The sequence below is a fragment of the Pseudomonas urmiensis genome (assembly GCF_014268815.2).
GTDB lineage: Bacteria > Pseudomonadota > Gammaproteobacteria > Pseudomonadales > Pseudomonadaceae > Aquipseudomonas > Aquipseudomonas urmiensis.
In genome coordinates this window covers 4,291,902-4,314,112 of sequence record NZ_JABWRE020000001.1, presented here as the reverse complement: position 1 = coordinate 4,314,112, position 22,211 = coordinate 4,291,902, and the positions used below count along the sequence as shown (strand labels likewise).

Genomic DNA, 22,211 nt, shown 5'->3' with positions numbered 1-22,211 from the left:
CGAGGGTGCCCCGTACGGGCTTAAGTGCCCGGGATTTCCAGAGGGGACTGTTGCGGTGTTTCATCGCGATAGCGCTGGGCGGCAGCGGCGGCTTCGGCTTCAGCCTTGGCGCGCTCGTCGGCCTCCTGCTGCAACTGGTCAAGCTGGGCGGGGGTCAGCATCTGCAGGCGCACGACCATGCCTTGCACCAGGTCGCGACGCAGTTCTTCGCGAGTCTGGATGCCTTCCTGGTCGGAGCCGGTGATGTTGTCGCCGTCATGCACGTAGATCTTGCGCACTTCCAGCTTGTCGCTGAGCAGCGGCACGTTGTTCAGGCCAAGAATGCTGTAGTCGAGCACGGTGGTCAGCTCGTACTCGGCCGAACGGTTGCCGCCGCTGTAGGTGGCGGCGCGCTGAGTTTCTTTCTCATCGGTCAGCACCAGGCGGTAAGGAGCGCCGGTGTGCACGTCGACGCCGCTACGCTGCAGCACCTGGCGCAGTTGAGTGACGGTTTCGCCGTAGGCGTTGCGGGCACTGACGTCCAGCTCTTTGATCGCCAGTTCGCTGGTGCCAGTGCCGCGCAGCTGGAAACCACAGGCGCTGAGCATGACAGCCAGGCCCATTACCAGCAGATTGCGTTTGATCATGTTGAAGCTCCCTTGTGGGCCTGTTCCGCCCGCCCGCAGTGGCTGCGGGCGGGCGTTGCCATCAGTTGGCGACGATGTTGACCAGCTTGCCCGGAACCACGATGACCTTGCGGATTGTCAGGCCGTCGGTGAAGCGCAGGACGTTTTCGTTGTTGCGGGCGGCTGCCTCGACTTCCTCGCGGCTGGCGGCGGCAGGCATTTCAACCTGACCACGCAGCTTGCCGTTGACCTGGACCACCAGGGTCACGGTGTCTTGTACCAGGGCGGCTTCGTCGACGCTCGGCCAGGCGGCATCGATCACCGACTGGCTGTGACCCAGCGCTTTCCACAGCTCGTGGCTGATGTGCGGGGTGATCGGCGCCAGCAGCAGGGTGACCGCTTCCAGACCTTCCTGGAGCAGGGCACGGTCCTGCGCGGTGGCTTGTGGAGCCTTCTCCAGCACGTTCATCACGGTCATCACCTGGGCGATGGCGGTGTTGAACTTGTGGTATTGGCCGACATCGGTGCTGGCCTGCTTGATGGCTGCGTGGATCGAGCGGCGAATGCCTTTTTGCGCGTCATCCAGGGCGGCGATGTCGAGCTGGCCCGGCAGGCCTTGGCTAACGTGTGCCTGGGCCAAGCGCCAAACGCGACGCAGGAAGCGGCTGGCACCTTCGACGCCGGAGTCGGACCACTCCAGGCTCATGTCGGGCGGCGAGGCGAACATCATGAACAGACGGCAGGTGTCGGCGCCGTAGGCATCGATCATCGACTGCGGGTCGACGCCGTTGTTCTTCGACTTGGACATCTTCTCGGTGCCGCCGATTTCTACCGGCAGGCCGTCGGTCTTCAGACGCGCGCCAATGATCTTGGCCTTGGCATCACGCTCGATTTCCACGTCGGCCGGGTTGAACCAGTCCTTGCCGCCGTTGCTGGCAACGCGGTAGTAGGTCTCGGCGACCACCATGCCCTGGGTCAGCAGGTTCTTGAACGGCTCGTTCGAGGTGACCAGGCCTTCGTCGCGCATCAGCTTGTGGAAGAAACGCGCGTACAGCAGGTGCAGGATGGCGTGTTCGATACCGCCGATGTACTGATCGACCGGCAGCCAGTGGTTGGCCGCTTTCGTATCGACCAGGCCCTGGTCGTAGTTCGGCGAGGCGTAGCGGGCGAAGTACCAGGACGACTCGACGAAGGTGTCCATGGTGTCGGTTTCGCGCTTGGCCGCAGTGCCGCATTTCGGGCAGCTGCACTCGTAGAACTCAGGCATGCGCGCCAGCGGCGAACCGGCGCCGTCCGGTACCACGTTCTCCGGCAGGGTCACCGGCAGTTGATCTTCCGGCACCGGTACGTCGCCGCAGGACGGGCAGTGGATGATCGGGATCGGGCAGCCCCAGTAGCGCTGGCGGCTGATACCCCAGTCGCGCAGACGGAACTGAGTGCGCGATTTGCCCAGCTCCTTGCGGATCAGCGCGGCTTCGATGGCGTCGAAGGCGCCCTGGAAGTCCAGGCCGTCGAACTCGCCGGAGTTGATCAGCTGGCCATGCTCGCCGTAGGCGGCTTGCCATTCGCTGGACACTTCGTCACCGGCGCTGGTACGGATCACAGCCTTGACCGGCAGGTTGTACTTGTGGGCGAACTCGAAATCACGCTCATCGTGGGCAGGTACGGCCATGACCGCGCCGTCGCCGTAGTGCATCAGCACGTAGTTGGCGACCCACACTGGCAACTTCTCGCCAGTCAGCGGGTGCTCGACGAACAGGGAAGTGGGCATGCCCTTCTTCTCCTGGGTGGCCATGTCGGCCTCGGCGACACTGCCGCTCTTGCATTCGTCGATGAACGCCTGCAACGCCGGGTTGCCCTGGGCGGCCTGGGTGGCCAGCGGGTGCTCGGCGGCGACTGCGACGTAGGTGGCGCCCATCAGGGTGTCAGGACGTGTAGTGAAGACCTTCAGCGTGCCCTCATGACCGATGCTGGCCTGGTCATAGGGGAACTGCACTTCCATGCCGCGCGACTTGCCGATCCAGTTGCGCTGCATGGTCTTGACCTGCTCAGGCCAGCCCGGCAGCTCGTCGAGGCTTTCCAGCAGCTCGTCGGCGTAGTCGGTGATACGGAAGTAGTACATCGGGATTTCGCGCTTTTCGATCAGCGCGCCGGAACGCCAGCCGCGGCCGTCGATGACCTGTTCGTTGGCCAGTACGGTCTGATCGGCAGGGTCCCAGTTGACGGTGCCGTTCTTGCGGTAGATGACGCCTTTTTCGAACAGGCGGGTGAACAGCCACTGCTCCCAACGGTAGTAGTCGGGCTTGCAGGTGGTGACTTCACGCGACCAGTCGATGGCCAGGCCCAGGCTCTTGAGCTGGGTCTTCATGTAGTCGATGTTTTCGTAGGTCCACTTGGCCGGGGCGACGTTGTTTTTCATCGCCGCGTTTTCCGCAGGCATACCGAAGGCGTCCCAGCCCATTGGCTGCAGGACGTTTTTGCCGAGCATGCGCTGGTAACGGGCGATCACGTCGCCAATGGTGTAGTTGCGCACGTGGCCCATGTGTAGCTTGCCGCTCGGGTACGGGAACATCGATAGGCAATAGTAGGTGTCTTTGCCTGGCTGTTCGGTAACAGCGAACGATTGTTGCTCGTCCCAGGATTTCTGGGCGGCGGCTTCTACTTCACGGGGCGTGTATTGTTCGTGCATGGCTACTTTTGGCTGAGAGAGAAGAGACCTTGTTCCCGGCAGCGGAACCTCGCTGCGTCCGGCACTCCGGTGTCGGTAAGAGTGAACGCCGTAGCATACATGAGCGCTGCGCGTCGTGGGAAACCCTATTGCGCCGAGCGGCCTTGCGGGCCGTTTGTCGCTGCAAGCGGCTGCTTTTTGCAGTGACGCTAAGCTCAGGTGTGGGGGGAGATATCTTTATCTTCAATGAGGTGAACGGATGGGAGAATCGCAGCTACCCGCAAGCAAACCGGAGCTTTACGAACGCTTGATCGACCGTCTGGGACTGGCGCTGGAAGTGGCCAGGACCTCCGTGAGATTACGCGACGAAATGCCAGCAGAACTGGAGTTGCGCGGCCTCAGCCATGCAGAGTTCGAAGTGATCAAGGCCTACCTGGAATCCCTCCCGGAAAGCCGTTTTGCCAGTGCCGCTGCCCACCAGCAGCCGGAGCCGTCGTCAGCAAAGATCGTCTGGCTCAAGGACAAGAAACGCCCCGCCACCACGGCGAGATCCAGGACGCTGCCATTCCGATAGTCGTTCAGGATTCCAGGCGCAGAGGGTCACGCGCCGGTTCTTTTTCCAACACATACCACATGATCGGCGCCGGATGCGTACTTGTTGCCCGGCGCCGATCCTCTTAGGCTGCACGCCTTCACAGGAGGTGTGCGCCGTGCCGATTCGTTACTTCATCAAACAATGGTTGTTGCCCCCAGGATTACTGTTCCTGTTGCTGCTGGCTGCCTGGTGGCTGCGCAAGCGGCGGCCGCGCCTGGCGTTGGCCTGTTTCGTACTGGGCCTGGGCGGTTTGTGGTCGATGAGCTTGCCGTGGGTGGTGGAGCACGCTGCGCGGCAGTTGGAAACCGAACAGGCGTTGAGCCTTGAGCAGTGGTCCGGGCTGGCCGCACGCGCCGATGCGATCGTGGTGCTCGGGGCGGGGCGTGAGCGCGGTGATCCGGCTTGGGGGGGGCAGGACCAGCCCACCGGCACCGCGTTGGAACGCATGCGCTATGCCGCGCAATTGGCCAAGGCTTCGGGCCTACCGGTGCTGATCAGTGGCGGGCTGCATTATGGTACGCCGCCGAGTGAGGCGCAGTTGATGGCCGATCGGCTGCGCGATGACTTTGGCGTGCAGGTCAAGTGGAAGGAAGAGGGCAGCCGCACTACCTGGGAAAACGCCCAGATGAGCGCGCAAGTGTTGCAGCCGCTGGGTATTCGCCGGGTGGTGGTGGTGACTCAGGCCTGGCACATGCAGCGTTCGCGTTGGAGCTTCGAGCGGGCGGGGTTTGAGGTGGTGGCGGCGCCGGTGGGGTTCCTGGGCCAGGATCATGCGCGGCCGTTTGCCGGGCTGCTGCCTGATAGCCGGGCGGTTTGGCAGAGCGGGCAGTTGCTCAATGAGGCGGTGGGGTTGGTTGGGTATCGATTGTTCTACTGAGCGTAGGCGGTGGCGAAGCTATCGCGGGGCAAGCCCGCTCCCACGCCGCTGTAAGGATGATTGGCGTGGGAGCGGGCTTGCCCCGCGATAGGGCCGGTTTTGGCGCTGCCGTCAAACGGTCTTGGCAATGCGCCCGGCCAGTAGCGCCCACCCCATCAGCACTGCGCAGAGAATCGCCAACGGCCAAGAGCGCCATTGCAGATAAGGCGTGAGCTGCTGCATCGGCACCACTTCGCCATACAGGATCGCCTGCTGGAATTGCGGGATCTGCGCGGTGATCTTGCCAAACGGGTCGATCAGCGCGGTGACGCCGTTGTTGGTCGCGCGGATCATCCAGCGGCCAGCCTCCAGCGCGCGCATCTGCGCCATCTGCAAGTGCTGCAATGGGCCGATCGAGGTGCCGAACCAGGTGTCGTTGCTGATGGTCAGCAGCAGGTCGCTGCGGGCGGCCAGGCTGGCGGCGAACTCGGGATAGACCACTTCGTAGCAGATATACGGGGCGATCTGGTAGCCCTTGGCTTGCAACAGCGCCTGGTCTTCAGGGCCGCGGGCGAAGTCCGACATCGGCAGGTTGAAGAACTCGATCGCCCCACGCAGCATGTCTTGCAGCGGCACGTACTCGCCAAACGGCACCAGTTTCTGCTTCAGATAAGTGCCGTCGCCTTCACCGGCCACAGTGATGCCGTTGTAGTAGCGGCGCTGCTTGTGGACGATTTCCCGCACCGGCACCCCGGTGATCAGCGCCGAATGCCGCTCGGCGGCGAACCCGCCCATCATGTCGATGTAGCCCTGGGCCTGGTCCTTGAGCACCGGTACTGCGGTTTCCGGCCAGATCAACAAGTCAACCGGCTTGGAGGTGAAGCTCATGTCGCGGTACAGCGCCAGCTGGGCATTGATGTGGGCGGGGTCCCATTTCAGGTCTTGCTCGACATTGCCTTGCACTGCCGCGACCGTGAGCGGCTCGCCCGCCGGGCGGGTCCAGGCGTGGTTCTTCAGGGCAATGCCGAGAATCCATGGGCCGACCAGCAACAGCACGCCAATGGCCAAGAACGACCGCCGCGCGCGCAGGCGGTGCAGGTTGCACAGCAGCGCTGCCGTCAAGGCCAGGGCAAACGAGATCAACCATACGCCGCCCAGCGGGGCCAGGCCGGCCAATGGCCCGTCCAGCTGGCTGTAGCCGGAGTACAGCCAGGGGAAACCGGTCAGGAACCAGCCACGGAAGGCCTCCTGCAGCAGCCACAGGGCCGCGAAGCACAAGGCATCGGCCAGCGGCGCCTCGTTACGGCGCAGCCAGCGCGCCCAGAGCCAGGCGGGCAGAGCGAAGAACCAGGCAATGGCTGCAAAAAACGCCACCAACAGCACGATCGCCAGCAGCGGCGAGGCGCCGCCGTAGGTGTTCATGCTGACGTAGATCCAGCTGGTGCCGGCGCCATACAGGCCGAAGCCGAAGCACCAGCCACGGGCCATGGCCTGGCGTGGGCTCAGCTCGCGCAGGCCGGCGTAGAACAGGCCCAAGGCGAGCAAGGCCAGTGGCCAGAAGTCAAACGGCGACAGGGCCAGCAGGGTAGACGCGCCGGCCGCCATGGCCAGCAGGTTACCGGGCCAGCCGGGGCGGGTGATCCAGCGCATGGTTTTCCTTAACGGGTAATCGGGGTCAGGCGCAGCAAGTGAACACGCCGGCTGTCGGCGTTGAGAATGCGGAAGCGGTAGGCGCCGATCTCAGTGGTTTCATTGCGTTTGGGCAGGTGGCCGAAGGCACTCATGACCAAGCCGCCCACGGTGTCGAACTCATCGTCAGAGAACTCGCTGTCGAAGAACTCGTTGAAGTTCTCGATCGGCGTCAGCGCCTTGACCAGGAAATCGCCGCTGGGCAGTGGCTTGATGTAGCTGTCTTCCTCGACATCGTGTTCGTCCTCGATGTCGCCGACGATCTGCTCAAGCACGTCTTCGATGGTCACCAGGCCTGCCACACCGCCGTATTCGTCGATGACCACGGCCATGTGGTTGTGGTTGGCGCGAAACTCGCGCAGCAGCACGTTCAGGCGCTTGGATTCCGGCACGAAAGTGGCCGGACGCAGCAGGTCCTTGATGTTGAAGCTGTCGCCATTCTCCTTGAGGATCAGCGGCAGCAGGTCCTTGGCCAGCAGGATCCCGAGCACATCATCGTGGCTTTCGCCAATCACCGGGTAGCGCGAGTGGGCGGCGTCGATCACCGACGGCAGGAACTCACGAGGCGACTGGCTGGCCTTGATGCTGATCATCTGCGAGCGCGGCACCATGATGTCGCGCACCTGCAGGTCAGCGACCTGGATGGCACCTTCGACGATGGTCAGCGCTTCGCTGTCGAGCAGCTTGTTCTGATGGGCTTCGCGCAGCAGCTCGAGGAGCTCCTGGCGGTTTTTCGGCTCATGGGCAAAAGCCTGGGTCAGTTTACCCAGCCAGGACTTTTGCCCGTTGCTCGATCGGTCTTCGCTCATGGCGGTTACTCGTGTTCCTTGCAGATATCGTGGTGAGGGAGTTCGTCGTCGGCGTAGGGGTCCGGGTGACCCAGTTCGGCCAGCAATGTTCGTTCCAGTGCTTCCATTTCCTCGGCTTCATCATCTTCGATGTGATCGTAGCCGAGCAGGTGCAGGCAGCCGTGAATGACCAGGTGCGCCCAATGCGCTTCAAGCGCCTTGCCCTGTTCGGCCGCTTCGCGCTCGACCACTGGCACGCAGATCACCAGGTCGCCCAGCAGCGGAATGTCGAGCAGCTCGTCCGGCACGTCGGCAGGGAAGGAAAGCACATTGGTCGCGTAGTCTTTGTGACGATAGGTGTGATTGAGCTCACGACCTTCGGCTTCATCGACCAGACGGATGGTCATTTCCGAGTCGGCGCTGCGCTGGCGCAGGGCCAGTTCGCACCAGCGGCGGAAGGCGGCGTCATCAGGGGCGGCGGCATCCGTGGCCCGTTGCAGGTCGAGTTCAAGCATCGCGGGCAGGTGCCTCGGCCTGGGCCTGGCGGCCTTCGAAACGGTCATAGGCCTCGACGATGCGTTGCACCAGCGGGTGGCGCACGACGTCTTTAGGCTGGAAATGGGTAAAGCTGATGCCCGGCACGTCCTTGAGCACCTCGATCACGTGCGCCAGACCCGACTTGGTGCCGCGCGGCAGGTCGACCTGAGTGATGTCGCCGGTGATCACCGCGGTGGAGCCGAAGCCGATGCGGGTGAGGAACATCTTCATCTGCTCGAGCGTGGTGTTCTGGCTTTCGTCGAGGATGATGAAGCTGTTGTTCAGGGTGCGTCCGCGCATGTAGGCCAGCGGGGCGATCTCGATCACCTGGCGCTCGATCAGCTTGGCGACGTGTTCGAAGCCGAGCATCTCATAGAGGGCGTCGTACAGCGGGCGCAGGTAGGGGTCGATCTTCTGCGCCAGGTCGCCAGGCAGGAAGCCGAGCTTTTCGCCCGCCTCGACCGCCGGGCGCACCAACAGGATGCGCCGCACTTGTTCGCGCTCCAGCGCGTCGACGGCGCAGGCAACGGCAAGGTAGGTCTTGCCGGTACCGGCCGGGCCGATGCCGAAGTTGATGTCGTTGGCCAGGATCTCTTTGACGTAGCGCTGCTGGTTGAGGCCGCGCGGACGGATGTTGCCCTTGCGCGTGCGCAGCGAGACGCTGACTTCATTGACCGCCGGGTTGTCGATGTGCTCGACCGCCGACTCCTGTAGATAAAGGTGGACCGTTTCCGGCGACAGCTCGGTGGCCTTGGTCTCGCGATAGAGACGGCGCAGCAGCTGCTCGGCGGCGGAGGTGGCCTTGGGCTCGCCAAGCAGTTCGAACTGGTTGCCGCGGTTGCGGATCTCGATGGCCAGGCGTTGCTCGATCAGGCGCAGGTGCTCGTCGAACTGGCCGCACAAGTTGGCGAAACGGTGGGCCTCGAAAGGTTCGAGGATGAAACGATGAGGTTGTATGGGTGCGTTCAAGGTCGTTTTTGGCCGCTCGACGGCAATAGAGGTGAACCCAAGAATAACCCTTGATTGACAGTGGCGAAAGCACTGAAACGATCAAGGGTCGTTGCTAGCCAGGGTGCCTGAGTGCAGCTTGGCGGCGCAAGGGTGCTGGGGCACTGCGCGGCTGCCGTGGTCTGCTATGATGCGGCCCATTTTCAACCGTATGTGTCCCCACGCCGATCATGAGCAAACCTGAGCCTGCCATCTATAAAGTCATCTTCCTCAACCAGGGGCAGGTGTTCGAAATGTACGCCAAGCAGATCTTCCAGAGCGATCTGTGGGGCTTTCTGGAAATCGAGGAGTTCGTCTTCGGTGAGCGCACCCAGGTGGTGGTAGACCCCAGCGAAGAGAAGCTCAAGGCGCAGTTCGAGGGGGTGATCCGCAGCTTCGTGCCGATGCATTCGATCGTGCGTATCGATGAGGTCGAGCGACTGGGTACGGCGAAGATCAGCGAAGCGAAGAACACCGGCAATGTCATGCCGTTCCCGATGCCGATGCCGGAGAAGTAACGCTTAAGGCAGGGGAGAGAAGGGGCTGCGCCCTTCGGCGTTCTGCAATTCGAGCAGGTATTTGCGGAAGATCTGCCCCAGCACCTGGGTGGCATGCTCGAGTTCGTCGCGGGGCATCTGCTCGGTGACTTCGTCGGCCATGTCCAGCGCGTCTTCAGCGCCGTTGACCGCAGCCATCTTCAGCAGGATATAGGCCTGTACGTTGTTGGCCTTGACCCCTTCACCATGGAAGAACATCGAGCCGAGGCGGTACTGGGCTTGTGCGTGGCCTTGCAGCGAGGCTTTCTGGAACCAGTTGAGCGCTTTGTTCAGATCACGCGGGGCCTGATCGCCGCTGCCGGTGTAGTAGAACTCACCCAGCTCGTACTGCGCCTGGGCATCCCCAGCCTCGGCGGTTTGCTCACAGGCCTTGACGGCGGTTTGCAGGTCTTCGGGTTGAGCGCTCAGGGTGCAACGCCCCGTCGCTGGAATCAGCAACGAGTTACCGCCCTCCGCCAGGGCCAGCAGGGGCTGAAGAAGCAACAGGCAGCCCAGGGTAAGGGCGCGGCCGGCGCGGTTCATGGGGATCGACTTACCTCTGCAAAGCTGCGTCCGATGTCTCTGGTGGCACATTATGGGATAAGCAGCGCCAACCTTACAAAGTTTTACTCGAATTTCTGCACAGGTGGGGATTTGCTGGCGTGTGGTCTGGCGGTGTGATGCAGATCACACTAGCCCTCATCGCAAGGCAAGTCCGCTGCCACGAGGCAATGTGACGCGTCGTGGCAGCGGGCTTGCCCCGCGATGAGGCCGGTATGAGCGCCGATTACTTCAGCTTGGCAAACGCCCGCTCAGCCGCATCGAGGGTGATCTTCAGCTCGGTCTCGCCATGCACGATCGAGGTGAAGCCTGCCTCGTAGGCGCTCGGCGCCAAGTACACGCCGCCTTCGAGCATCAGGTGGAAGAAGCGCTTGAAGCGTTCCACATCGCTGGCCATCACATCTTCGAAGGTGACGATGTCATCGGCGCCGGTGAAGTACAGGCCAAACATCGCACCCGCTTGAGTGGTGACGAACGGCACGCCAGCGGCATCGGCGCGCTGTTGCAGGCCGTCCAGCAGCTTGCTGGTGAAGGCGCTCAGCTCATCATGGAAGCCTGGGCGGCTGATCAGTTTCAAGGTAGTCAGGCCGGCAGCCATGGCCAGCGGATTGCCCGACAGGGTGCCGGCCTGGTAGACCGGGCCCAGCGGGGCGATGCATTCCATGATCGCGCGCTTGCCGCCAAAGCAACCCACTGGCATGCCGCCGCCAACGATCTTGCCGAACGTCGACAGGTCAGGGGTGATGCCGTAGTGGCCTTGGGCGCCGCCGAGCGAGACGCGGAAACCGGTCATCACTTCGTCGAAGATCAGCACCACGCCATGCTTGTCGCACTGCTCGCGCAGGCCTTCGAGGAAGCCCGGCGCCGGGGGCACGCAGTTCATGTTGCCGGCAACCGGCTCGACGATGATGCAAGCGACGGTCTGACCGACGTCGGCCAGGGTCTTCTCGACCGCGGCAATGTCGTTGAATGGCAGGGTCAGGGTGTGTTTGGCGAAGTCTGCCGGCACCCCGGCCGAGCTTGGCACGCCCTGGGTCAGCAGGCCGGATCCGGCCTTGACCAGCAGGCTGTCGGAGTGGCCGTGATAGCAGCCTTCGAACTTGATAATGGCGTCGCGACCGGTGTAGCCACGGGCCAGGCGGATCGCGCTCATGGTCGCTTCGGTGCCGGAGCTGACCATGCGCACCATTTCCATCGATGGCACCAGCGAGCAGACCAGGTCGGCCATCTCGGTTTCCATGGCGGTCGGGGCGCCATAGGACAGGCCGTGCTCCAGCTGCTTGCGCACCGACTCCAGCACGTCAGGATGGCTGTGGCCGAGGATCATCGGCCCCCAGGAGCCAACGTAGTCGACGTAGCGCTTGTCATCTTCATCGACGACGTAGGCGCCTTCAGCGTGCTTGAAGAACAGCGGGGTGCCGCCAACGCTCTTGAACGCACGCACGGGCGAGTTGACGCCACCGGGGATGTGTTTCTGGGCTTGGGCGAACAGGGTTTCGGAACGGGACATGGAAATCTCTCTCGAATCAGGAAGCGAACAGGGCGTTGAAGGCGCGGGCGCGGCGGGTTACTTCCCGGGCGTCGTCGGCACCAAACAGGCCATGGATCACCGCCAGCAGGTCGGCGCCGTGGGCGACCAGCGGGGCGGCGTTGTCGAGGGTGATGCCACCGATCACGGCGATCGGCAGTTTCACCTGGGCGCGGGCCTGCTCCAGCAGCTCGAGGCTGGCGGCCGGCGCGCCGGGCTTGGTCACGGAATTGAAGAAGCGGCCGAAGGCCACATAGCTGGCGCCTTCAGCGGCGGCCTGCGCGGCCAGGTCGAGCTGGGCGTGGCAGGTCGAGCCAATGATCGCATTGCGCCCAAGCAATGCCCGGGCGGGTGTCAGCGGCCCATCGGTTTGCCCCAGGTGCAGGCCAACGCCCAGGCGCGCGGCAAGCTCGGCGTCGTCATTGATGATCAGCTCGGCGGCGTAGCGCTCGCACAGCGCTTTGAGCGCCTCGGCCTCACGCAGGCGCTGGGCCTGGTCGCTGCTCTTGTCGCGGTACTGCAGCAGGCGGACACCGCCTTCGAGCGCCGCTTCGACATGGGACAAAAACCGGCCGGCGAGCAGCTGGCTGTCGGTGATCGCGTACAGACCGCGTAGCTTCATTTCAAGCCTCGTGTGCGTCAATCAGGAACAGAAGTCCAAGGGCAGTCGGCGTGGCACGAACTGGCCGCGACCTAGTTGCTCGGCGTCGCGCAAGGTCCGCCAGGTGTAGTCCAGGGCGCTGCGTACGGCACTCTCGAGCTGCTCGCCAAGGGCCAGGCGACCGGCCAGGGCGCTGGCCAGGGTGCAACCGGAGCCATGGTAGCTGCCAGGCAGGCGCTGGCATTTCCAGGTATGGCTCTGGCCGTCGCGGCTGTACAGGCGGTTGTGGATTTGCTCTTCATCGCCGTGACCGCCGGTAATCAGCAGGTGTCTACAGAACGGCAGGAGTTTTTCCGCGCACTGGTCGGCAGTGCCTTCGGGCAGTTCGGCGAGGATGCGTGCTTCGGGCAGGTTCGGCGTGGCGATGGTCGCCAGCGGCAACAGTCGCCCACGCACGGCATAGCCGACTTCGTCCTTGCCCAGGCGGCCGCCACCACCGGCGCGCAGCACCGGGTCGCAGACTAGCGGCAAGTGCGGGTGCGCAGCGAGCAGCTCGGCGACCGTGTCGACCATCTCGATCGAGCCGAGCATGCCCAGCTTGACCGCAGCGACCGTGGAGTCGGCGAGAACGGCGTTGGCCTGGGCCAATACCCACTCGCGGTCGAGCACGCGGAAGTCGGAAACGTTGACGGTATCCTGGACGGTCAGGGCAGTCACGGCGGGCGCGGCGTGACAGCCTTGAGCGATCAGGGCTTCGATATCTGCCTGCAGGCCGGCGCCGCCACTGGGGTCGTGGCCGGAGAGACAGAGGACAACGGGGCGGGAGCTGTAGGTATTCATGGTCGGCGAGCTTACCACCAAACCTATTTGCGCGAAGCGCCCTGCATGTGGATTTTGTTGATCAAGTGGTCAGGATTGTTTTTTGTTCTGGCTTGAAAGTATTGATTTAGAGCCTTTCTGGTAAATTTACCAGTGGCTGATGGCCACCCCGGGAAGCTATGCTAGAGTGCACGGATAACTCGATAAACAGGCTCTGCCGCATACCGTCGTCTCAAAGGGAAGGGAGGCCGCCGCGACGCGACCGGACAGACCATGCTGGGGCTGTAATGCGCTATTTGCTGATTGTGCTTCTGGGCTACTGGCCCGTGCTCGCCGGAGCAGTCGATTTCGACGACGCTACCCGGCGTCTGCCTTTGGGCAAGGTCATGCAGGTCTTCGAAGACCGCGCAGGCAACGCCAGTATTGCCGAGGTCAGTTCGCCGGCCTGGGCCAATCGTTTCCACCAGCACCAGGATGATGTGCTCAACGCCGGTTATTCGACCTCGGTGTTCTGGCTGCGCATCGACTTGCGCTACAACGCGCCTACCACGCAAAGCAGCCGCCCATGGTTGCTGGAGCTGGCCTATCCGCCGCTCGATCACCTGGAGCTGTATTTGCCTGATGGCCAGGGCGGTTATCGCCTGGCGCAGCGCACTGGCGATGCCTTGCCCTACGCGACCCGGCAGATCCTGCAAAACAACTATCTGTTCGAACTGCCCATGCAGCCGGGGCAGGCGACCACGGCTTATCTGCGCCTGCACAGCCAAGGCTCGATCCAGGCGCCGCTGACGCTGTGGTCGGTCAATGCCTATATGGAAGACCAGCCAACCCGGCTATATGTGCTGGGCATGATCTACGGCGTGCTGCTGGTGATGTTGGTGTACAACCTGTTCATCTACATCAGCGTGCGCGATGTCAGCTATCTTTATTACATCCTCTATATCGCTTCGTTCGGCATGTACCAGGTGTCGGTCAATGGCGCCGGGGTCGCGTATTTCTGGCCTGACAACCCGTGGTGGGCCAATGCGTCTACGCCGCTGTTCATTGGCGCCGCTGGGTTGTTCGGCTGTCAGTTCGCCCGCCACTTCCTGCGCCTGGGCAGGCTCAGCCGAGGGTTCGATCGTCTGCTGCAGTTGTTGATGCTCGGTGGGGCAGTGGTCATGGTGCTGGCCGTGACCTTGCGCTATGGGGTGGCGCTGCGCATGGCCACGGTGCTGGCGCTGTTGTTCACGGTGAGCATCTTTACCGCTGGGCTGTACGCCTGGTGGAGCGGTTTGCGCGTGGCGCGCTGGTTCATCATTGCCTGGACGGCGTTTCTGCTCGGCGGGCTGGTCAATACGCTGATGGTGCTTGGCTACCTGCCCAACGTATTTATCACCATGTATGCCAGCCAGTTGGGTTCGGCGCTGGAAGTGGCGCTGTTGTCGCTGGCCCTGGCCGACCGCATCAACAGCTTGCGTGAGCAGCAAGCCCAGACCTTGCGCGAAACTGGCCGTACGCTTGAGCAGTTGAACCAGCAATTGGCCAGGAGTAACCGCCTCAAGGACGAATTCCTGGCCACGGTCACCCACGAGTTGCGTACGCCGATGAATGGTGTGATCGGCTCGCTGGAACTGATGCATACCCTGCCGATGAACGCCGAGCATGCCCAGTACCATCGCACCGCCGCAGGTTCGGCGCAGGACATGATGGCCATGGTCGACGACATTCTCATCCTCACGGAGCTGCAAGCCGGGCGCTTGCGAGCGCAGAACGTACCCTTCAGCCTGCGGCGTCAGCTACAGGACTTGCGCGCCGGATTTGCCGGACAGGCCTTGGGCAAGGGCCTGTACCTGAGCCTGGATATTCCCGCTGACCTACCTGACGAGTTGCTTGGCGATGCGCAGAAGCTGATGCGCTGCCTGGCTTGCCTGGTGGATAACGGCTTGAAGTTCACCCATCAAGGTGGGGTGATGATCCAGGTCCGCGGACGCCGGGTAGGGCCTGATAGCCTGGCGGTGTCGTTCATCGTCAGTGACAGCGGGATCGGCTTCGATGATCTGGACCAGGCGATTCTTTATCAGCGCTTCTTCCAGGTCGATGGCTCGATGACCCGACGTTATGGCGGGTTGGGGATTGGCCTGTCGATCTGCCGGCAATTGGGCGAGTTGATCGAGGGCAGGTTGTCGCATGAGTCGACGCGCGGGTTGGGCAGTCGGTTTGAGTTGAGCCTGAATCTGGCGGTGGCGCAGGTGCAGTTGCCTTCTGGGCGGGTGGCACGGCTTTAGAGTGTTGGGGCCGCTGCGCGGCCCATCGCAGCGGTTCGGCGCCCCGACAAGGCAGCTCCTACATAGGCATTTTTGTCACTTTGACTGAAGGCCAAGCGGTGCTTCACTGGGACTCTCAGGCCCACCCGGATCTAGGAGCCCCCGATGACCCTGCACCAGTACGCCGAAACCCACGAAGTGACCAACCAGCCGCCTTCTCTGGATGGCGCCAACCTCTACCGCCTCGACCTTCCCTTGCAGCAATGGTCGCGGCATTTCGGTGCCGGCTGGGCCGAGTCACGGATCGATGCCTACGGCGCCCTGGCGGGCGGCCCGCTGATGGCCGCAGGCTTTTTGGCCAACGCGCACAAACCCGAATTCAGCAGCCACGACCGCTACGGCCATCGCATCGACCTGGTCGAGTTTCATCCCGCCTATCACGAGCTGATGTGCACCGCGGTCGAACATGGCCTGCCGTCGCTGCCCTGGGCTGAGCCTCGCCCGGGCGCTCACGTTGCCCGCGCGTCGATGACCTACCTGCACAGCCAGGCCGAAGCCGGCACCGGTTGCCCACTGACCATGACCTTCGCCGCCGTGCCGGCGCTGCGTCTGCAACCTGAGTTGGCCCAGTACTGGTTGCCCAAGGTGCTGGCGCGTGAATACGATCCGCGCAATGTCGGCGACCGGCACAAGGCTGGGGTCACCCTGGGCATGGCCATGACCGAGAAGCAGGGCGGCACCGATGTGCGGGCCAATACCACTCGGGCCTATCCGGTGGGTGCGCCTGGGCCGGGCCAGGCCTATGAACTGGTCGGGCACAAGTGGTTCTGCTCGGCGCCGATGTGCGACGCCTTCCTCACCCTGGCCCAGACCGACAAGGGCCTGAGCTGCTTCCTGCTGCCACGCCACCGGCCGGACGACAACCGCAACCAGTTCTATATCCAGCGCCTGAAGAACAAGCTGGGTAACTGCTCCAATGCCTCCAGCGAAGTCGAGTTTCGCGGCGCCTTGGCCTGGATGATTGGCGAAGAAGGCCGCGGCGTGCCGACCATCATCGAGATGGTCGCGATGACTCGCTTCGACTGCATGGTCGGCTCCAGCGCCCTGATGCGCCAGGCGCTGACCCAAGCGGCGCATCACTGCGCCCACCGCAAGGTGGGCGGGCGGGTGCTGAGCGAGCAGCCATTGATGCAGAACGTGCTCGCCGATCTGGCTCTGGAGAGCGAAGCGGCGTTGGCCCTGAGCCTGCGCATGGGCCAGGCGCTGGATCAGTTGGACGATCCACAGCAAGCGCACTTCGCCCGACTGGTGACGGCGGTGGGCAAGTACTGGATCTGCAAGCGGGCGCCAGCGATGATCAATGAAGCCGCCGAGTGCATGGGCGGCGCAGGCTATGTCGAAGACAGCATCCTGCCGCGGTTGTACCGCGAGGCGCCGGTCAACTCCACGTGGGAAGGCTCGGGCAACGTGCAATGCCTGGATGTGTTGCGGGCGCTGTCCAAGGAGCCTGGGGTGCTCGATGCACTGTTCGTCGAACTGGGCGATGGCCATGGGGATCCGCGCTTGGCGGCGCATATCGGCAATCTCAAGGGCGCGTTTGCCGATAGCGGCGATATCCAGTACCGGGCGCGCCAGCTGACCGAGGATATTGCCATCGCGTTGCAAGCCAAATTGCTGCTGGAGGCCGGCAATAGCGTTGTCAGCGATGCGTTTATCGGTAGCCGGTTGGGTGGCGGAGGGCGGGTGTATGGCGCGCTGCCGCGTGGGATAGATGTCCAGGCGTTGGTGGCGCGGGCTACGCCAGTGTGGTCGGCCTGAGTCGCCTGTATCGCGGGGCAAGCCCGCTCCCACGCAATTCACAGGCAATAGAGGGTGCGTGGGAGCGGGCTTGCCCCGCGATGAGGACGAACAGACTTGCGGGGATGTAATTGCTCGCGAAGGCAGGCAAGATGGAAGCCATGCATGTCAGAAGACAGGAAGCCCAGCGTGAGCCAAGCGTTTGTAGTCGTTGATACCCCCGAACAGGCCGTCGACCGTCTGGCGGCTTTGCATGAACAGGCCACCGGGGCCCTCAGCCAGGCCCTCAAACGTTACCTGAAAGATCGCACCGAACCGGATGCCGAAGAGCGCAATCTCTACCGCTATCCCGCGCTGCGCCTGACCTACTACAGCCATGGCGAAGTCGCCGCGACCACCCGCGCCTATGCCAAGGTCCAGGTCGCCGGCACCTACAGCGTCACCATCACCCAGCCAGCAGCGTTTCGCGGTTACCTGCTCGAGCAACTGCGCCCGCTGATGCACGACTACACCGTGACGGTGGAAGTCGGCGTCAGCGAACAGAACATCCCGTACCCGTATGTGGTCGAGCAGGGTGACGAACTGGCCGGCACCGGCATTACCGCCGCCGAACTTGCGCGGGTGTTCCCCAGCACCGACCTGTCGGCTGCCACCGACAACATCGCCGATGGCCTGTGGGACTGGGGCAACGCCCAAACACTGCCGCTGGCCTTGTTCGATGCCGCCCGCGTGGACTTTTCCCTGCGTCGCCTGGTGCACTACACCGGTAGCGACTGGCGCCACGTGCAGCCGTGGATCCTGCTGACCAACTACCATCGCTATGTCGACCAGTTCATCGGCCATGGCCTTGAGCAACTGCGCGAAGATCCACGCTTCGTGCGCATGGTCCTGCCCGGCAACGTGATCATCGAAAAGGGCATGGATGACGGCGAGACCCAAGCGCTGGTCGCTAGTGTGGTCTGGCACCGCTACCAGATGCCGGCCTACCACTTGATTGCCGCCGATGGCGATGGCGTCACCTTGGTCAACATCGGCGTCGGTCCATCCAACGCCAAGAACATCACCGACCACCTGGCGGTACTGCGCCCGCACTGCTGGCTGATGATCGGTCACTGTGGCGGCCTGCGCCAGTCGCAGACCATCGGCGACTACGTGCTGGCCCACGCCTACATGCGTCGCGACGGCATTCTCGACCGGGTGGTGCCGCCGAACATCCCCATTCCGGCCCTGGCCGAAGTCCAGCTGGCGCTGCAGGAAGCTGCCGCGCAAGTCACTGGCGAGCGTGGCGACGAGCTGAAAAAGCGCCTGCGCACCGGCACCGTGCTGACCTACGACGACCGCAACTGGGAGCTGCGCTGGGCCCAGGAGCGGCCGCTGATCAACCTGTCGCGGGCGGTGGCGGTGGACATGGAAAGTGGCACCATTGCCGCCCAGGGTTATCGCCTGCGCGTGCCGTACGGCACCTTGCTGTGTGTGTCCGATAAGCCGCTGCACAGTGAAATCAAGTTGCCGGGCTCGGCCAACGCCTTCTACAACCGGGCGGTCAGCCAGCACCTGAAGATCGGCATTGCCGCGCTGGATCTGCTGCGCACCGAGCTCAATTCGCTGCACTCGCGTAAACTGCGCAGCTTCGATGAGCCGCCGTTCCGCTGAGGATCCATGTCCCTGCCACCCCGTTCCAAGCCGCGCCGCCCCCAGGCGCGGCCTGCTGCCGGCCCGCGTCGCCAAGCCAAGGCGCCGCCGGCCGAGCCGCGCCTGATCCTGTTCAACAAGCCATTTGATGTACTGACCCAGTTCAGCGACGGCGAAGGGCGCGCGACGCTCAAGGATTTCATCGATATCCCCGGCATCTATCCGGCCGGCCGGCTGGATCGCGACAGCGAAGGGCTATTGCTGCTGACCAATGACGGCCGCTTGCAGGCGCGCATTGCCGACCCCAAGCACAAGCTGGCCAAGACTTACTGGGTGCAAGTGGAGGGCGAGCCGACCGAGCAGCAGCTCAAGCAGCTGCGCGAGGGTGTTGAACTCAATGACGGCATGACCCTGCCGGCCGAGGCTCGGCAGTTGCCTGAGCCGCAGCTGTGGCCGCGTAATCCGCCGGTGCGGTTTCGCAAGAGCGTGCCGACCAGCTGGTTGGAGCTGGTGATTCGTGAGGGGCGTAACCGGCAGGTCAGGCGCATGACGGCGGCGGTTGGCTTGCCGACCTTGCGCCTGGTGCGAGTGCGCATTGGCGATTGGACCCTGGACGGACTGGATCAGGGCTGTTGGCGAGAGGTTGCGGCGAAGCTGTAGGTGTCGTGCCAGTGCTGGCGCTATCGCGGGACAAGCCTGCTCCTACAGGGGGCAGTCTGCCCCTCAAACGCCTTCGATCATCCCCACCACGATGGTCTTGATGATAAACGCCAGCACCCCGAGCCCTAGCACGAAGAACAGGATCAGCGTACCGAAGCGCCCAGCCTTGGACTTTTTCGCCAGGTCCCAGACGATGAAGCCCATGAAGCCGATCAGGAGGGTGACCAGGGTGATCATCATCCACTCTTCGAATTTTGCAGGATCCATCGGTGCTCTCCGGGCAGGCTGAAGCGGCGGATTATACGCCCGGCTTCAAGACCTGTTAACGCAGGTGGGTCAATGGCAGCTCAGTGCTGGCCAGCACCTGATTGAGCACGAAGCTCGAACGCACGCTGGTGACGCCTTCAATACGGGTCAGGCTGCCTAGTAGTAATTTCTGGTAGTGGTCCATGTCCGGTACCACAACTTTGAGCTGGTAGTCGGCGTCCATCCCGGTAACCAGGCTGCACTCGAGCACCTGCGGCAGGCTGCGCACGGCAGTCTCGAAGGTTTCGAAACGCTCAGGGGTATGTCGGTCCATGCCGATCAGCACGTAGGCGGTCAGGCTCAAGCCAAGCTTCTTGCGGTCCAGCAGCGCCACCTGGCGCGAGATGTAGCCGTCGTCTTCGAGCTGCTTGACCCGACGCGAGCACGGCGAGGGCGACAGGCCGATGCGTTCGGCCAGTTCCTGATTGGAGATGCGCGCATCGCGCTGCAATTCGGCAAGGATGCTCAGGTCGTAGCGGTCGAGTTTGCTCATGAAAGGGGCCTTTTCTGTTCGGATTGCGGTGAATTATCAATCCAGGGTTAAAAATTGCGCAAGTGCTATTTATCTGAGCAATCTTAGCAATCCCCTGCTGGTGCCTTGCCGGTATCTTTATCACCAGAATCACTGCCCGGACATCAGTCCACGGCGACCGGCCCAGGAGGCCGCTCGCGGCCCGCCATCCAACAGGATCCGCCGGCCCCCGGGCTACACACGGTTTACCAGACCGAGTGAGGTGAGCCGGCGCCACAAGTGCCGAGCACGGACGACAATTCGCAAAGGGAGGCCATTGGCCTCCCTTTTTTCATGTCTGGATTTTCATCTGCCTGCCAGGAGGTCGCGGTAGACTGCCAGCAGGTTCATTGCCGTATTCGAGAGGGACAACATGAGGTCGCGCATCTGGCAGTTGGCAGGTGTTGGTTTGCTGGGCATGGGCGTCAGCCTGGGGGTGCTGGCCCAGGGGCCGGGCGATGGGCACGGCGGGCACGCACCGCAGGATCCGAACTCCGGCAGCGCTGGCAGCTCGCCGCTGAACTCGCGAGACGAAGCGCGCCAGACCCAGCCTGCGCGCCAGGGTTATTACCAGGACATCCCTCGGCGCAATGGCGATAACCGCTACTGGCAGGCCGGTGGTCCGGGGCAGCGGCCAGGCGATAACTGGCCAGGGCGGCCGGATGGCCATGGCAATGGCTGGGGCCCAGGGCCGCAGTATCGGCCTGGGCAGGCGATCGAGCATTTCCCGGATCGCTACTGGAAGGTGCCGTACCGCGGGCAGGATTACTTCTACTCAGGCGGCTACTGGTACCGGCCGCATGGCGCTGGCTATGTGGTGGTGCGTCCGCCCTATGGCGTGCGGGTGACTTACCTGCCGTCGTATGCCCAGGAGGTCTGGCTCAGTGGCGCGTTGTTCTTCCTGGTGGCCGACACCTACTACCGCTACCAGGCTGATAGCCGTGAGTACGTGGTGGTCAGCCCGCCTGCCAGTATGCCGATGCCAGCGCCACAGGCAGGCAATGGCTACGATGTGATCGCCTATCCCAGCTATGGGCAGACGCCGCAGCAGCAGGATCAGGATCGCTACCAGTGCCATCGCTGGGCGGTGGAGCAGTCTGGATTCGATCCGGCGCAGGCCAGTTATGCACCGGCGGCCAATGTCGCCGACACCTATCGGCGGGCGCTGGGGGCCTGCTTGAGTGGGCGCGGCTACAGCATCAACTGAGTGCGCTATCGCGGGGCAAGCCCGCTCCCACGCTGTTCAGTCGAAGTCGATCCTGTGTGGTTCGCTAATCGTGGGGCAAGCCCGCTCCCACGCTGTTCAGTCGAAGTCGATCCTGTGTGGTTCGCTAATCGCGGGGCAAGCCCCACGTTGTTCAGGCGAAATCGATTGGCGTGGGAGCGGGCTTGCCCCGCGATAGCGAATCACACAGGATCAGCATGCACCATCACATCGGCCTGTGGATAACGCTGGCGGATCACCGCTGAAGCCTGCACGCACAGCTCATGGGCATCATGCAGCGCCAGCTCGCCAGGCAACTCCAGGTGCAACTGCACGAACCAGTAACTGCCAGACACCCGCGTGCGCAAATCATGCGCACCGCGCACGCCGGGAATCGCGCAGACCAACTCCAGCATCCGCTCACCCACGTCTGCCGGCAGCTCCTTGTCCATCAGAATCGCAGTACTTTCCCGAGCGATCTGAATCGCGCTCCAGAGAATGTACAACGCGATTCCCAGGCCAAACAGCGCATCCAGCTGCGGCCAACCAAAGCCTGCCAGCAGCAGCGCCAAGAGAATGCTGCCGTTGAGCAGCAGATCGGAGCGGTAGTGCAGCGAGTCGGCGCGCACCGCAGTGGAGCCGGTGGCGCGGATGACCTTGCGCTGAAACGCCAACAGCGCCAGGGTCAGGACCAGTGACAGCACCATCACCGCAATACCCGCCGCAGTATCCCCCAGCGGCTGTGGTGCGCGCAGGCGCTCCACCGCCTGCACGCCGATCAGCACCGCACTGACGCCAATGAACAGCGCCTGGGCCATGCCCGCGAGCGCCTCGGCCTTGCCGTGGCCAAAGCGATGATCATCATCAGCCGGGCGCAGCGCGTAGTGCACCGCCAGCAGGTTGAGCAATGACGCCACTGCATCGAGCGCTGAGTCGGTCAGCCCCGCCAGCAGGCTGACCGAGCCACTCAGCCACCAGCCCACGGCCTTGCTCAACACCAGGATACTGGCCACTGCCAGCGAGGCGCGGGTGGCCAGGCGCAGCAGGCGTTGCTGTTCTGCGGTTGGGGTCATGCGGGCGGCAAA

At 63.4% G+C, this 22,211-nt stretch carries 21 protein-coding genes; 8 read left to right on the top strand and 13 right to left on the bottom strand.

Going from position 1 to position 22,211, the window contains the following annotated elements; translation table 11 throughout:
• Positions 1–20: 20 nt before the first annotated feature.
• A complete protein-coding gene (locus HU737_RS19455; RefSeq protein ID WP_186556674.1) occupies positions 21–626 on the bottom strand; it encodes an LPS-assembly lipoprotein LptE in 606 nt (201 codons plus the stop codon).
• 61 nt (positions 627–687) lie between these two features.
• The gene (gene leuS / locus HU737_RS19450; RefSeq protein WP_186556675.1) at positions 688–3,294 is read right to left on the bottom strand and encodes a leucine--tRNA ligase; all 2,607 of its coding nucleotides are present in this window, start codon (positions 3,292–3,294) and stop codon (positions 688–690) included.
• A 238-nt stretch (positions 3,295–3,532) separates the two neighbouring features.
• Between leuS and HU737_RS19445 the strand changes: the two genes are divergently transcribed.
• Together HU737_RS19445 and HU737_RS19440 are read left to right on the top strand one after the other, a co-directional pair.
• A complete protein-coding gene (locus HU737_RS19445) occupies positions 3,533–3,847 on the top strand; it encodes a hypothetical protein (protein ID WP_186556676.1) in 315 nt (104 codons plus the stop codon).
• A 136-nt stretch (positions 3,848–3,983) separates the two neighbouring features.
• On the top strand, positions 3,984–4,745 hold the full coding sequence (locus tag HU737_RS19440) for a YdcF family protein (RefSeq protein ID WP_186556677.1): 762 nt from the start codon (positions 3,984–3,986) through the stop codon (positions 4,743–4,745).
• A 111-nt stretch (positions 4,746–4,856) separates the two neighbouring features.
• On the opposite strand, the gene lnt is transcribed toward HU737_RS19440, so the two are convergent.
• The 4 genes from lnt to HU737_RS19420 are packed head-to-tail and all read right to left on the bottom strand — an operon-like array spanning position 4,857 to position 8,707.
• Entirely contained in the window at positions 4,857–6,374 is a 1,518-nt protein-coding gene (lnt, locus tag HU737_RS19435) for an apolipoprotein N-acyltransferase (RefSeq protein WP_186556678.1), read from the bottom strand.
• Between the two features lie 8 nt (positions 6,375–6,382).
• A complete protein-coding gene (locus HU737_RS19430) occupies positions 6,383–7,222 on the bottom strand; it encodes a CorC family transporter (protein ID WP_186556679.1) in 840 nt (279 codons plus the stop codon).
• A 5-nt stretch (positions 7,223–7,227) separates the two neighbouring features.
• Positions 7,228–7,716, bottom strand: a complete 489-nt coding sequence (gene ybeY, locus HU737_RS19425) for an rRNA maturation RNase YbeY (RefSeq protein WP_186556680.1) — start codon at positions 7,714–7,716, stop codon at positions 7,228–7,230.
• Complete coding sequence (locus HU737_RS19420) at positions 7,709–8,707, bottom strand: PhoH family protein (RefSeq protein WP_186556681.1); 999 nt, start codon at positions 8,705–8,707, stop codon at positions 7,709–7,711. The genes ybeY and HU737_RS19420 overlap by 8 nt, the downstream gene beginning before the upstream one ends.
• A 209-nt stretch (positions 8,708–8,916) precedes the next feature.
• On the opposite strand from HU737_RS19420, the gene HU737_RS19415 reads away from it, so the two are divergent.
• Positions 8,917–9,243 (top strand): DUF1820 family protein, encoded by a 327-nt coding sequence (locus tag HU737_RS19415; protein ID WP_186556682.1) that lies wholly within the window; start codon positions 8,917–8,919, stop codon positions 9,241–9,243.
• A 3-nt stretch (positions 9,244–9,246) separates the two neighbouring features.
• Here the strand turns inward: HU737_RS19415 and HU737_RS19410 are convergent, their stop codons facing one another.
• The 4 genes from HU737_RS19410 to HU737_RS19395 all read right to left on the bottom strand — a co-directional run bounded on the left by HU737_RS19410 (position 9,247) and on the right by HU737_RS19395 (position 12,791).
• On the bottom strand, positions 9,247–9,804 hold the full coding sequence (locus tag HU737_RS19410) for a tetratricopeptide repeat protein (RefSeq protein ID WP_186556683.1): 558 nt from the start codon (positions 9,802–9,804) through the stop codon (positions 9,247–9,249).
• 244 nt (positions 9,805–10,048) lie between these two features.
• Entirely contained in the window at positions 10,049–11,332 is a 1,284-nt protein-coding gene (gene hemL, locus HU737_RS19405) for a glutamate-1-semialdehyde 2,1-aminomutase (RefSeq protein WP_186556684.1), read from the bottom strand.
• A 16-nt stretch (positions 11,333–11,348) separates the two neighbouring features.
• Positions 11,349–11,972, bottom strand: coding sequence for a thiamine phosphate synthase (thiE, locus tag HU737_RS19400; protein ID WP_186556685.1), 624 nt, complete (start codon positions 11,970–11,972; stop codon positions 11,349–11,351).
• A gap of 21 nt (positions 11,973–11,993) precedes the next feature.
• Positions 11,994–12,791, bottom strand: a complete 798-nt coding sequence (locus HU737_RS19395) for a hydroxymethylpyrimidine/phosphomethylpyrimidine kinase (RefSeq protein WP_186556686.1) — start codon at positions 12,789–12,791, stop codon at positions 11,994–11,996.
• A gap of 266 nt (positions 12,792–13,057) precedes the next feature.
• Here HU737_RS19395 and HU737_RS19390 point away from each other — a divergent pair, with 266 nt between their 5' ends.
• From HU737_RS19390 to HU737_RS19375, 4 genes are all read left to right on the top strand, one after another.
• On the top strand, positions 13,058–15,037 hold the full coding sequence (locus tag HU737_RS19390; RefSeq protein WP_186556687.1) for a sensor histidine kinase: 1,980 nt from the start codon (positions 13,058–13,060) through the stop codon (positions 15,035–15,037).
• Positions 15,038–15,181: 144 nt separating this feature from the next.
• Positions 15,182–16,834, top strand: coding sequence for an acyl-CoA dehydrogenase family protein (locus HU737_RS19385; RefSeq protein ID WP_186556688.1), 1,653 nt, complete (start codon positions 15,182–15,184; stop codon positions 16,832–16,834).
• A 144-nt stretch (positions 16,835–16,978) separates the two neighbouring features.
• Complete coding sequence (amn, locus tag HU737_RS19380) at positions 16,979–18,466, top strand: AMP nucleosidase (protein WP_186556689.1); 1,488 nt, start codon at positions 16,979–16,981, stop codon at positions 18,464–18,466.
• A 6-nt stretch (positions 18,467–18,472) separates the two neighbouring features.
• Positions 18,473–19,105 carry an rRNA large subunit pseudouridine synthase E gene (locus HU737_RS19375; protein ID WP_225915625.1) on the top strand — a complete coding sequence of 211 codons (633 nt, stop codon included), beginning with the start codon at positions 18,473–18,475 and terminating at the stop codon, positions 19,103–19,105.
• 63 nt (positions 19,106–19,168) lie between these two features.
• Here the strand turns inward: HU737_RS19375 and HU737_RS19370 are convergent, their stop codons facing one another.
• Together HU737_RS19370 and HU737_RS19365 are read right to left on the bottom strand one after the other, a co-directional pair.
• Positions 19,169–19,372 carry a DUF2788 domain-containing protein gene (locus HU737_RS19370; RefSeq protein ID WP_186556690.1) on the bottom strand — a complete coding sequence of 68 codons (204 nt, stop codon included), beginning with the start codon at positions 19,370–19,372 and terminating at the stop codon, positions 19,169–19,171.
• A gap of 55 nt (positions 19,373–19,427) precedes the next feature.
• Positions 19,428–19,904, bottom strand: coding sequence for an Lrp/AsnC family transcriptional regulator (locus tag HU737_RS19365; RefSeq protein WP_186556691.1), 477 nt, complete (start codon positions 19,902–19,904; stop codon positions 19,428–19,430).
• A gap of 391 nt (positions 19,905–20,295) precedes the next feature.
• Here HU737_RS19365 and HU737_RS19360 point away from each other — a divergent pair, with 391 nt between their 5' ends.
• Positions 20,296–21,129: a DUF6515 family protein gene (locus tag HU737_RS19360; protein ID WP_186556692.1), complete on the top strand. Its 834-nt coding sequence runs from the start codon at positions 20,296–20,298 to the stop codon at positions 21,127–21,129.
• Positions 21,130–21,329: 200 nt separating this feature from the next.
• On the opposite strand, the gene HU737_RS19355 is transcribed toward HU737_RS19360, so the two are convergent.
• Complete coding sequence (locus HU737_RS19355; RefSeq protein ID WP_186556693.1) at positions 21,330–22,199, bottom strand: cation diffusion facilitator family transporter; 870 nt, start codon at positions 22,197–22,199, stop codon at positions 21,330–21,332.
• Positions 22,200–22,211 lie beyond the last annotated feature (12 nt).